At 63.3% G+C, this 11,769-nt stretch carries 9 protein-coding genes and 2 riboswitches; of the genes, 5 read left to right on the top strand and 4 right to left on the bottom strand.

Translation table 11 applies throughout. The features are described from left to right. Positions 1–6: 6 nt before the first annotated feature. A complete protein-coding gene (locus EI983_RS13705) occupies positions 7–1,251 on the bottom strand; it encodes a DUF2254 domain-containing protein (RefSeq protein WP_157707930.1) in 1,245 nt (414 codons plus the stop codon). Positions 1,252–1,369: 118 nt separating this feature from the next. Here EI983_RS13705 and EI983_RS13700 point away from each other — a divergent pair, with 118 nt between their 5' ends. Next, positions 1,370–2,761, top strand: a complete 1,392-nt coding sequence (locus EI983_RS13700; protein WP_157707929.1) for an MATE family efflux transporter — start codon at positions 1,370–1,372, stop codon at positions 2,759–2,761. Positions 2,762–2,843: 82 nt separating this feature from the next. On the opposite strand, the gene EI983_RS13695 is transcribed toward EI983_RS13700, so the two are convergent. Beyond that, positions 2,844–5,240 (bottom strand): calcium-binding protein, encoded by a 2,397-nt coding sequence (locus EI983_RS13695; protein WP_157707928.1) that lies wholly within the window; start codon positions 5,238–5,240, stop codon positions 2,844–2,846. Positions 5,241–5,418: 178 nt separating this feature from the next. After that, positions 5,419–5,994, bottom strand: a complete 576-nt coding sequence (locus tag EI983_RS13690) for a gamma-glutamylcyclotransferase family protein (RefSeq protein ID WP_198389302.1) — start codon at positions 5,992–5,994, stop codon at positions 5,419–5,421. A gap of 150 nt (positions 5,995–6,144) precedes the next feature. On the opposite strand from EI983_RS13690, the gene EI983_RS13685 reads away from it, so the two are divergent. From EI983_RS13685 to gcvP, 4 genes are all read left to right on the top strand, one after another. After that, entirely contained in the window at positions 6,145–6,624 is a 480-nt protein-coding gene (locus EI983_RS13685; protein WP_157707926.1) for an RrF2 family transcriptional regulator, read from the top strand. 30 nt (positions 6,625–6,654) lie between these two features. Next, positions 6,655–6,742: riboswitch (glycine riboswitch) on the top strand. Further along, positions 6,743–6,823: riboswitch (glycine riboswitch) on the top strand. It abuts the riboswitch before it with no gap. Between the two features lie 83 nt (positions 6,824–6,906). After that, positions 6,907–8,034 carry a glycine cleavage system aminomethyltransferase GcvT gene (gene gcvT / locus EI983_RS13680; protein WP_157707925.1) on the top strand — a complete coding sequence of 376 codons (1,128 nt, stop codon included), beginning with the start codon at positions 6,907–6,909 and terminating at the stop codon, positions 8,032–8,034. A gap of 18 nt (positions 8,035–8,052) precedes the next feature. Continuing rightward, positions 8,053–8,412: a glycine cleavage system protein GcvH gene (gene gcvH, locus EI983_RS13675; RefSeq protein WP_157707924.1), complete on the top strand. Its 360-nt coding sequence runs from the start codon at positions 8,053–8,055 to the stop codon at positions 8,410–8,412. A gap of 131 nt (positions 8,413–8,543) precedes the next feature. Continuing rightward, the gene (gene gcvP, locus EI983_RS13670; RefSeq protein ID WP_157707923.1) at positions 8,544–11,393 is read left to right on the top strand and encodes an aminomethyl-transferring glycine dehydrogenase; all 2,850 of its coding nucleotides are present in this window, start codon (positions 8,544–8,546) and stop codon (positions 11,391–11,393) included. Here gcvP and EI983_RS13665 read toward each other — a convergent pair. Continuing rightward, positions 11,308–11,763 (bottom strand): CBU_0592 family membrane protein, encoded by a 456-nt coding sequence (locus tag EI983_RS13665; protein WP_157707922.1) that lies wholly within the window; start codon positions 11,761–11,763, stop codon positions 11,308–11,310. The two genes, gcvP and EI983_RS13665, sit on opposite strands and share 86 nt — an antisense overlap. Between the last annotated feature and the right edge of the window lie 6 nt (positions 11,764–11,769).

The raw sequence follows: 11,769 nt of genomic DNA, 5'->3' as shown, positions 1-11,769 counted from the left end.
GCGGGTTCACGCGCTGATCTGGGCTTTTTCACGCTCAAGCGGCAACGCTCTTGCAGCATAGGCACGCGCGAGGTCGGCCATGTCCTCGGCGGCGGCGCTGAGTTCGCTATCCGGGCTCTGCTGCAGGGCCGTCAGCGCGCCGAGCAGGCGTTTCACCACTTCGATCTGTCCCGCCCCATCCCGGGCAACGCCCGAAAACGCGTTTTCGATCAGGCTCCCGGGGTCCAGCCTGGGCAGGTAGATCTGCGGGTGTTGGAACGGGATATCTTTTGGTGCAGTGCGGCCCCAGTGCCAGAGCAGCCGCTCCAGCCGTGCGATCACGTCGATGGCCGTGCCCGGGTCATTGATGCCCGGCGACAGGGCGCGCGAGCCGGTTTCCGACAGGATCAGCAGCCCGAACGTGGCGTCCTGTTCGAATGTGCGTTCCTCGCCGATCACCAGCGCGGCCTGCACGGTTTTGAGCGCGGATGCGTCCAGTCCGGTGACATGGCCGATCCTTTGCCCTTCGAGCACGAAGGTTCCCGGCGCCACGGTGAGATAGAGATGCGCGGCAGGGCCGGGCAGGCAGCCGGTGATCTTGGCCAGGTCGATGACCTGAAGATAGCCGGATTTCGGCGCTCTGAGCGCCTCTGCGTTGGCGGGGATGACGGTGTCGCTGCTCAGCACCCGCGCGGCGAGGCCGGGGCAGGCACGGGTCTGGACCAGACCGGCGCGGGTCTCGGCCTCGATCAGGCGGAGTGTCGCATCAAGGCTGCCCAGGTCGCTCAGATGGTCGATCCAGCGCACCATGGCGACGATCACCAGCACCACGATCAGCGCGGTCACCCCCATCAGGATCACCACCGATCCGTTGCCATGCAGCCCGGCCTTGAGCAGCAGGATCGCGCTCAGGCTATAGACGAACGCGCCGATGAACACCGCCAGCACCGATTGCGTCGTGGTGTCATTGAGCAGGATACGATGTGCCCGCGGGGTGGCCTGATCAGCGGCGGCGCGAAAGGCCGCGACCATGACATTCAGCGAAAACGTGCTGACCGCGAGCATCCCAGAGGCGAGGATCGTCAGCACCGGCAGCGCCGCATCAGGGGCAAAGCGGTTGCGCAGACCAATCGGCAGCAAATCCTCGAACAGCGTTGTCGCCAGGGCCGAGACCAGCGCCAGCGCGGCCATCAGCGCGACGCGAACCCAGAGCTTGCGGCTCAGGCGCATCAGAAACACGAAAGGCAGGCGGACCGGGCGGGTCTTGAACATCAGAGATCTCCTTGCCTCACCATGGGCGAGTTGTGTCGCAAGGTCCAGCGCCAGGCTTTTCGCGGTTGCGGATGGCGCCGCTTCGGGCCATCCTGCGCGATCACGCGATGAGGGTCAGATGGCGCAAGACAAGGCCAAATTCCTGACGGGCAATCTTTTTGCCCATGTCAGTGTCATGTCCCTGACCGGGTCGGTCGGGCTCATGGCGGTTTTTGCGGTCGATTTCATCGATATGCTGTTCATTTCGATGCTGGGCAAGGCCGAGCTTGCCGCGGCGGTGGGCTATGCCGGGGCGATCCTGTTTTTCACCACCTCCTTCGGGATCGGCATGGCGATCACCACGGGCGCGCTCGCGGCCCGGTCGCTGGGCGCAGGAGAGACGGAGGCCGCCCGGGAGAGGGCCACCACCTCGCTTGTCTGGGGTGTCGTCTTCAGCGCGCTTTTCGCGGTGTTTGTCTGGCTCAATCTGGCTGATCTGGTTGCCCTTCTGGGGGCCAGGGGCGAGACGGCGGCGCTGGCGGTGCATTACCTCGCCATCATCGTGCCCAGCCTGCCGCTGCTGGTGGTGGGGATGATCGGCGGGGCGATCCTGCGGGCTCATGGGGATGCGCAGCGCGCCATGTGGGCCACGATCATCGGCGGGTTGGTCAACGCGATACTCGACCCGATCCTGATCTTCGGGCTGGGCTTGGAGCTGACCGGCGCGGCGTTGGCCAGTGTGGCGGCCCGGGTGGCCATCGCGGTGGTCGCGCTGCGTCCGATCCTGCGGCATTATGGCGGGTTCGCCCGGCCGGGTGCGGCGGCGTTCGCCCGCGATCTGCGGCCCATCCTGGCGATTGCGGTGCCCGCTATACTGACCCAGCTGGCCACGCCGGTGGGGCAGGCCTATGTGACCCGGGCCATGGCGGAGTATGGCGAGGCCGCCGTGGCCGGTATGGCGATTGTCGGGCGGCTCACCCCGCTGGCCTTCGCGGTGATCTTCGCGCTTTCCGGGGCCGTGGGACCGATCATCGGTCAGAATTTCGGGGCCGGGGACCGCGCGCGCCTGCGCGGCGCATTCAACGCAGCACTGCTGTTCACCGGGCTTTACATCGCCGCTGTGGCGGCTCTTTTGTTTGGTCTGCGCGGCCCGATTGCCTGGCTTTTCGAAGCGGACGGTATCACCCGGGAGTTGATCTATCTTTTCTGCGGCCCGCTGGCGCTGATGTATTTCTTCAACGGGGTGCTCTTTGTGGCCAATGCCGCATTCAACAATCTCGGCCGCCCGTTCCTCTCCACCTGGATGAACTGGGGGCGGCACACGCTGGGGACGATCCCCTTTGTTCTGGCGGGGGCATATGCCTTTGGCGCGACGGGGGTGCTGATCGGGCAGGCGCTTGGCGGGGTGCTGTTCGGGGTGCTGGCCTGGCGGCTGACGCTACGGGTCATGGATGAGGCGGCCCGGCCCGAGGCGCCGCAGCCCTTCCAGCGCCAGTCGCGGTTGATGCAGCTGTTCCACAATCGCCGCTGATGGCAATAAACAAACGGCCCGCCCCATTCGTCGAACAGGGCGGGCCGGTCTGGTTCAGCCGGAACGTGCCGGGGCAGGGCCGTCAGATAAAGATGAAATCCTCAACCCCGATATCACTCAGCGAAGCGCCCTGAAGGATGATCTTTTGCCCTTCATAAGTCAGCTCGACCCCGTTGGCGACGGCGGTTGGATTCAGGGCGTCGACACGGCCCTGCAACCCGCTGCCGGGGGCGTTTTCGATCCCGGTCATGCGGAGCTTGTCCTCTCCATCGGTCCAGTCGGTGATGACATCCACTTCGCCCGAGAAGAACTCGGTGAAGATGAACACATCGTCGCCCGTCCCGCCGGTCATGGTGTCATCCCCCTTGCCGCCGTTGATCTCGTCATTGCCCGCGCCGCCGTTGATCGAGTCGTTGCGCCCGCCGCCGGCCAGGAAGTCATTGCCCGCGCCGCCCCTGATCTGGTCGTCGCCTTCTCCGCCGCCGAGGCTGTCATCTCCGGCTTCGCCCACAAGCGTATCCTGGCCGGTGCCGCCGCCGAGGCTGTCATTGCCGTCATTGCCAAGCACACTGTCCTTGCCAAAGCTGCCCGCGATGGTGTCGTCGCCGGTGCCGCCGACGACCGTGTCATCCCCCGCGCCGCCGGACATTTCGTCATTGCCGCCGCCGCCATCGACGAAGTCATTGCCGAAGCCGCCGCCGATCGTGTCATTGTTGAAGCTGCCCAGAACGCTGTCGTTGCCTTCGCCGCCGCCGAGATTGTCGTTGCCGAACCCTCCGTCAACCGTATCGTCGCCTACCGAGCCGGCGATGTTGTCACTGCCCAACCCGCCGCTCAGGCTGTCATTGCCGCCGCCGCCTGCGATGACATCGTCGCCGCTGGAGCCTCCGAATGTATCGTTGCCGTCATTGCCGACCTGCGTGATGCCCGGCCCGCCGGAATTGGCGAGGGCGATCACGTCGGCCTGGGTCAGGGTGGCATCCGTGAACTCGAAGAGTTCAACCGACGAAACCGTGTCATTGCCCTCGGCCGAGGAGACGAGGATCTGACCGCCGTTCAGCTCGGTGAAGGTGACAAAGCTGAGCTCCACGTCGAACACGGCCCGGTCGGTGCCGTTGCCACCTTCCAGGATGTCATTGCCACCGCCGCCGATCAGCGTGTCGTTGCCATCGCGCCCTGACAGGCTGTCGTTGCCGCCGCGGCCGTCCAGCATCTCATTGGCCCCCGAGCCGAGCAGCGTATCATTGCCGCTGCGCGATCCCCGGACGCTTTCGATGCTGGTCAGGCTATCGGTGAAGTTCTGCCCCGCCCAGACACCGGTGGCCACGTTGTTTTGCAGGTCAACCGTCACCGTTTCCAGACCGCTGCGGTCATAGCGTACGCGGTCGAACCCGGCACCGCCATTGACCGTGTCGTTGCCCAGGTCGGTGATGAAACTGTCATTTCGGCTCGATCCGGTCAGCACATCGTTGAAATTGCTGCCGCGGATTTCGACCGACCCCTGACCGGTCACGTTGATCTGCTCGGTATTGCCGTGCCCGTCATTGCTGACCACACCGGTTGCCAGGTTGACCACAACGGCCTGCGTCGGGGTGTTGTTCGGGGTCTCGTTGAAGGACACGCGCATCAGGCTGCCTGACGGCAGGGTGAGGTTGTAGGTATCGACCCCTTGTCCGCCATTCAGGTTGACCCAGCTGCCGAGCTCATTGGTGACGTTGAACGTATCGTTGGCGGTGCTGCCGTGGAACTGCATGCCGCCCAGCTCCGAGGTGAGCGACGACGCGATGTTGATAAAGGTATCCGTGCCACCCGAGCCGGAAACCGATGCGGTGGCGTTGACGGCGTTGATGTTGAAGGTGCGCGCGCCGTTGATGAAGCTGTAATCCACGGTGTAGAAGCTGTCGGCGTCCGCATCCCCGAAATCGTAGGTGTCGTTGCCGGTCGTCGCGACCATGAAATCGTTGCCGTTATTGGCGCCGGGGTTGATGCTGTCATTGACGGCAGTGCCGACGAGATTGTCGTCAAACGGGCTGCCGATGATCGTCCCGGTCGCATTCACCTGCGGCAGGAAGTCCAGAAAATCCAGCCCCATGTCGGCCCCGTCCGTCGCCCCTGAGGCATCGAAGCCGAAACTGCTGGATTTGCTGAACAGCGTGATGGCTGGGCCAAGGTTCTCGAACCCGGCCGCATCGAGGGCCGAAATGAATTCGACAAGGCTCCAGTTGATATCGGTAAGTGTCGCGGTGGTGGTGCCGCCGGTGGAAAACGTGATGCTTGTGATGGTCCCCGAAGTCGGGTCTTCATTCGCATCAATGGCGAAATTCGTTCCGTTGAAAGTGGTGACGTCCCCTGTGCTCGGTTGGATCACGATGGCTTGTGTTGGCGAGAAGCTGAGAATTGTAAGCTCTAACTCGCCCGTGGGCTGGAAGAAAGCGTCGTTCAGAAAGGCCTGGTTGCCGCCGAAGTAATTGAATTGCATTTTGGGGAGGTCTCTTTTTGTTTAGTCGCGTTCCAGCTTTTATCTAAAGCTTCGTCGCAGCCTTTCAAAAAAAATATCATATTTCAAGTGCTTCGGGGGCAGGGTCGTGCCGTTGCCGGATATGGGCGCGAGTGTAGGTGCGTCGGCGCGCCCACAAGTTGCGAGGGCGCGCGCGGCATTATCTGCGGGTGATGAACCGGACCTCCAGCGCTTCCAGCTGCGCATCGACGAAACCGGTTTCAGCCTTGCTCAGCCGACAATGCCGGGGGTAGAGCGGCGCGTCGCGGTCCCGCAGGATCGGGGCATCCCACCCCAAGGTGGTTTCAAAGAAGCGCCGGGCGCCGTCTTCGCCGAACTCTCGCAGATAGCCCTGCACAACCACGTCGATGTAACTCAGCAGCACGGGCCCCGAGGTGGTTGGCGCCCCGTGCTTGCCGTCCGGGATCGCATAGACGGCGATCTGGGGCCGGTGCGGCAGAGGGTGGGCCACCTGGTGCGCGGCATCCACCCTGTCATAGGCGCCTTCGCGGATATCGAGCGCGGCCCAGTCATCATCGGGCACCTCGGCGATCAGCCCGTCGATCTCGGCGGTCGCGTCGGGCACCACGGTGAGATAGGCCACCTCGCGCAGTTTGGTGTGCCGCCAGACCCGTCTCCAGCCGCTCAGCTGCGCCGGATACGCGCCTTGGAACGCGTGTGTGTCGCGGTTGACGAGGCTGCCGTAGCCAAAGAAATACCTATGTTTTTTAAGCATCATTCCGCAGAAAATTGACAAATGTCATGTCTCATGGGGTAGATTGGCGTCACTATCACGTCTAAGCGCGACCTGCTCCATGTGTTTTCATCCGATTCTGTCGCTCAGATCAAATGCAAACGCCTGCTGCTCCATGCACGAGGTTTGATCATGCGCATCACCAAAAGAACGAATATCGCGATGCGCGTTCTGATGTTCTGCGGGGCGCACGAGGGCGTCTTGGTGACAAAGGCGATGGTTGCGGAGAAGTGCAACACCTCAGAGAGCCATCTGGCACAAGTGATCTACAAGCTGGCGCAGCTCGGGTACCTCTACACGCAGCGGGGCCGCAGTGGCGGGTTTACCCTGGCCAGGCCGATGGCCGAGATCGTGATCGGCGACATTTTCCGTGAGTTTGAGTCAGAACAGCACAATCTGGAATGCTTCGCCGATGGCGACAATACCTGCCCGCTGGTCAAGGGGTGCCGGTTGCGGCTGACGCTCAAGGAAGCGCTCGAGGCGTTCTACAACCGTCTCGACAAGGAAACGCTCGACAATCTCGTCTGCGGCAACACGGCCCTGCTTGAGCTGTTCGTCATGCCCAGCTGCCACAGCACGCGGCCCCTGCGCACCGGCACAGATCGGGGTTGATCGCGCGCAAAGCGTATACTAGCGTACACCGTGATCAGTTCGGGAGAATCGGCAACCGCCGATGCCGAAGGAGCAACCGCCCCGGAAACTCTCAGGCAAAAGGGACCGAACGGATCAGTGAAAGCTCTGGAGAGAGCCCGGGCCAGGACCGGGCCGCCGAAGGGATAGCGATCTCAGGCGAAAGGACAGAGGGGGCATCGTGGCGCAGCGCATCCGCCTGCGTGAAACCGATGCCGGATTGATGTTTTTTGAGATCAAGCTGGCGCAAATTGGGAGAGCCCGATGAGCGACACGCTGCGCCGAACGCCGCTTTATGACCTGCATGTGGAGCTGGGGGCCAAGATGGTGCCTTTCGCCGGCTATGAGATGCCGGTGCAATATCCGCTGGGCGTGATGAAAGAGCATCTGCACACGCGGGCCAAGGCGGGGCTTTTCGACGTCAGCCATATGGGGCAGGTGGTGGTGCGCCATGCGCTGGGCTATGCCGGGGCGGCCCAGGAAATGGAGGCGTTGGTGCCTGTGAACCTGCTGGGCCTCGGTGAGAAGCGGCAGCGCTACGGGGTGTTCACCAATGACGCAGGCGGGATCATGGATGACCTCATGATCGCCCATCGCGGCGACGAGATGTTCGTCGTGGTCAATGCCGCCTGCAAGGCCCAAGACATCGCCCATATGCGCGCGAACATGCCCAACAGCGAAATCGAAGAGGTCACCGACCGCGCGTTGCTGGCGTTGCAGGGCCCGGCGGCGGTGCAGGTGCTCGACCCGATCGCGCAGGGCTGTGACATCATGAAATTCATGGATATCGGGATTTTCACTTCGGAATTCGGCGAGCTTTGGGTGTCGCGCTCTGGCTATACGGGCGAGGACGGGTACGAGATTTCTGTACATGCGACCCATGCCGAGGCGCTCGCCCGCCGCCTTCTGGCGCATGAGGATGTGGAACCCATCGGCCTTGGCGCGCGTGACAGCCTGCGGCTTGAAGGCGGGCTGTGCCTCTATGGGAATGATATCGACACGGGCACAAGCCCGGTGGAGGCAGCGCTGAGCTGGGCGATCCAGAAGGTGCGCCGCGCGGGTGGCGATCGTGCGGGCGGCTTTCCCGGGGCAGATCGTATTTTGGACGAGCTGGAAAACGGCCCTGCGAGACTGCGGGTCGGGTTGCGCCCCGAAGGCCGCGCGCCGATGCGCGAAGGCACCGAAATTTACGAGGCCGAGACGGGCGGCACACCGGTGGGCCGGGTCACATCCGGCGCGTTCGGGCCAACCATCGAAGGGCCGATGTCCATGGGCTATGTGCCCGCGGCGCTGGCTGCTGACGGCACCCTGCTTTACGGAGAGGTGCGCGGCAAACGCCAGCCGCTGCGCGTGGCGCCCATGCCCTTTACCCCTGCCAATTTCAAACGCTGATCATCGAGGGAGTGACAGATGAAGTACACCGAAGAACATGAATGGCTGCGCGAAGAGGATGGCGTGATCGTCGTCGGGATCACCGAGCATGCGAGCGAACAGCTGGGCGATATCGTCTTCGTCGAACTGCCCGAGGTCGGGACGGAAGTGGCCAAGGATGACGAGATCGTGGTGATCGAGTCGGTTAAGGCCGCCTCGGACATCCTGGCGCCGATTGACGGCGAGATCGTCGAGGTGAACGAGGCGCTGGCGGATGAGCCCGGCAAGGTCAATGAAGACCCGATCGGCGACGGGTGGTTCTTCAAGATCAAGGCGAGCGACGCCAGCCAGATGGACGACTACATGGATGAAGCCGCCTACAAGGACTTCATCGCGTAACAGCTGTCACCGGGCAGAAGATTTTTCGTACGAAAAATCTTTGGGGCGACATGCCTCCGGCGGGAGTATTTTTGGAAAGATGAAGGCGGGTGCGGGCGGAGGGTCCGGCCCCCTGGAACGGGAGGATTATCATGCCTTTTGAGCCAACCGATTACTTGCCCTACGATTTTGCCAACCGCCGCCATATCGGCCCATCGCCCGAGGAGATGGCGCAGATGCTGGACCGGCTCGGGGTTGCGTCGCTCGAACAGCTGATCGACGAGACCGTGCCCAAGGGCATCCGTCAGGCTGAACCGCTCAATTTCGGCAAGCCAAAATCCGAGCGTGAACTGATGCATTTCATGCGTGTCACCGCGGCCAAGAACAAGGTGCTGGTCAGCATGATCGGCCAGGGCTATCACGGCACGGTCACCCCCCCTGCGATCCAGCGCAACATCCTGGAGAACCCGGCCTGGTACACCTCCTACACCCCCTACCAGCCCGAGATCAGTCAGGGCCGGCTTGAGGCGCTCCTGAACTTCCAGACCATGGTGACCGATCTCACCGGGCTCGATATCGCCAATGCCTCGCTTCTGGACGAGGCCACGGCCTGCGCCGAGGCGATGACCATGGCGCAGCGTGTCGCCAAATCCAAGGCCACCGCGTTTTTCGTGGATCGCGACTGCCACCCGCAGAACATTGCGCTGGTCAAGACCCGGGCGGCCCCGCTGGGCATCAAGGTCATCGTCGGCAATCCCGACAAGATGGACGCCTCGAAAGTCTTCGGCGCGCTGTTCCAGTATCCCGGCACTTATGGTCATGTGCGCGATTTCACCGACCATATCGCCAGGCTGCACGAACATCAGGCCATTGGCATCATCTCTGCCGATCCGCTCAGCCTGACGCTGTTGAAAGAACCCGGAGAGATGGGTGCCGATATCGCCGTGGGCTCGACCCAGCGGTTCGGCGTCCCGATGGGCTATGGCGGCCCGCACGCGGCCTATATGGCCTGTCGGGACGACTACAAGCGCGCCATGCCGGGGCGCATCGTGGGGGTCAGTGTCGACGCCCATGGCAACCGCGCCTACCGGCTCAGCCTGCAAACCCGCGAGCAGCATATCCGCCGCGAAAAGGCCACCTCCAATGTCTGCACGGCGCAGGCGCTGCTGGCGGTGATGGCGTCCATGTATGCGGTGTTTCACGGGCCCAAGGGGCTCAAGGCCATCGCGCAGCGCATCCACCGGAAAACCGTCCGTCTGGCCAAGGGGCTGGAAACGGCGGGGTTCAAGGTGGACCCGAAGGTGTTTTTCGACACGGTCACCGTGGATGTGGGCCCGCTGCAGGCGGCCGTGCTCAAATCGGCGGTGGATGAAGGGGTGAACCTGCGCAAGGTGGGGGAACGCCGGATCGGCATCACCCTGGACGAGGCAACGCGCCCGAAGAATATCGAGGCGGTCTGGCGCGCTTTCGGGATCGCGCGCGCGGATGACGATTTCGCGCCTGAATACCGCATCCCCGCAGATATGCACCGCAAGACGGACTATCTGACCCACCCGATCTTCCATATGAACCGGGCCGAGACCGAGATGATGCGCTATATGCGGCGCCTCGCGGACCGGGATCTGGCGCTGGATCGGGCCATGATCCCGCTTGGCTCCTGCACGATGAAGCTCAATTCAGCGGCCGAGATGATGCCGGTCAGCTGGCGCGAGTTTTCCCGCCTGCACCCGTTCTGCCCCGCCGACCAGGCGCTGGGTTACAAGGAGATGATCGACGATCTGTCGGCCAAGCTCTGTACGATCACCGGCTATGACGCGCTCTCGATGCAGCCCAATTCGGGCGCGCAGGGCGAATATGCGGGGCTGCTGACCATCGCGGCCTATCACCGGTCGCGCGGGGAAGGGCACCGCAATATCTGCCTGATCCCGATGAGCGCCCATGGCACCAACCCCGCCAGCGCACAGATGGTCGGCTGGAAGGTGGTGCCGGTGAAATCGGCTGAGAATGGCAATATCGATCTGGACGATTTCCGCGCCAAGGCCGAACAGCATGCCGACAACCTGGCGGGCTGCATGATCACCTATCCGTCCACGCACGGGGTGTTTGAGGATATCGTCAAGGATGTCACCAAAATCGTGCATGACCATGGCGGGCAGGTCTATATCGACGGGGCCAACCTCAACGCGATGGTGGGGCTGGCCCGCCCCGGTGATGTCGGCGGCGACGTGAGCCACCTCAACCTGCACAAGACCTTCTGCATCCCGCATGGCGGCGGCGGGCCCGGGATGGGGCCGATCGGGGTCAAGGCGCATCTGGCACCCTTCCTGCCGGGTCATCCGATGACCGGCGGCGGCGAGGGACCGGTGTCTGCGGCCCCCTTCGGCTCGCCTTCGATCCTGCCGATTTCCTGGGCCTATACGCTTCTGATGGGGGGCGAGGGGCTGACCCAGGCGACGCGGGTCGCGATCCTCAACGCCAATTATATCGCCGAGCGGCTGGAAGGGGCCTATGACGTGCTCTATCGCGGCACGAATGGCCGGGTGGCGCATGAGTGTATCCTGGATACGCGCCCGTTCGAGAAAAGTGCCGGTGTGACGGTGGATGACATTGCCAAGCGCCTGATCGACAACGGGTTTCACGCACCCACGATGAGCTGGCCCGTGGCGGGCACCCTGATGGTCGAGCCGACCGAGTCCGAAACCAAGGCCGAGCTTGACCGGTTCTGCGATGCGATGCTTTCGATCCGCGAAGAGATCCGCGACATCGAGGAAGGCCGGATCGACCCTGAGAATAACCCGCTGAAAAACGCGCCGCACACGATGGAAGACCTCGTACGCGACTGGGACCGGCCCTATAGCCGTGAACAGGCCTGTTTCCCGCCGGGGGCGTTCCGGGTGGACAAATACTGGCCGCCGGTCAACCGGGTGGACAATGTCTATGGAGATCGCCACCTGGTGTGCACATGCCCGCCGATGGAGGAGTATGCAGAGGCAGCGGAATAGCGGTGCTGTCCGTTCCGACGCCGCGGCTGAGCGTTCTGCGATCCGCCGTCCGGCGCTCGGGATGAAACCTGATTGCGGCCTGCCGTCTGGCTGAGCGCAGGCGCAGCAGGCGGGCCGCCACGCCATAGGTGCCGATCACGACAAAGCTGATCTGCACCAGCAGCGTGGCCAGGTTGAACGCCTCTGTCAGGCTGCACATCACGCAGAGGGCCGCGATGACCTTCGAGCCCGGAAACAGCATGCCATTGCCGTCCATATGCCCGGTCTGCACCAGCAGGAAACCCAGCATGTAAATGGCAAACCCCACGACGCCGATCCATTGCAGCGGGCTGAGCGGAGGGGCCTCCAACAGTGTCAGAAGCTCTGTCATCGCAGT

This window comes from Roseovarius faecimaris (assembly GCF_009762325.1).
In the GTDB taxonomy this organism is placed as follows: domain Bacteria; phylum Pseudomonadota; class Alphaproteobacteria; order Rhodobacterales; family Rhodobacteraceae; genus Roseovarius; species Roseovarius faecimaris.
This window is presented reverse-complemented; position numbering and strand designations above follow the sequence as displayed.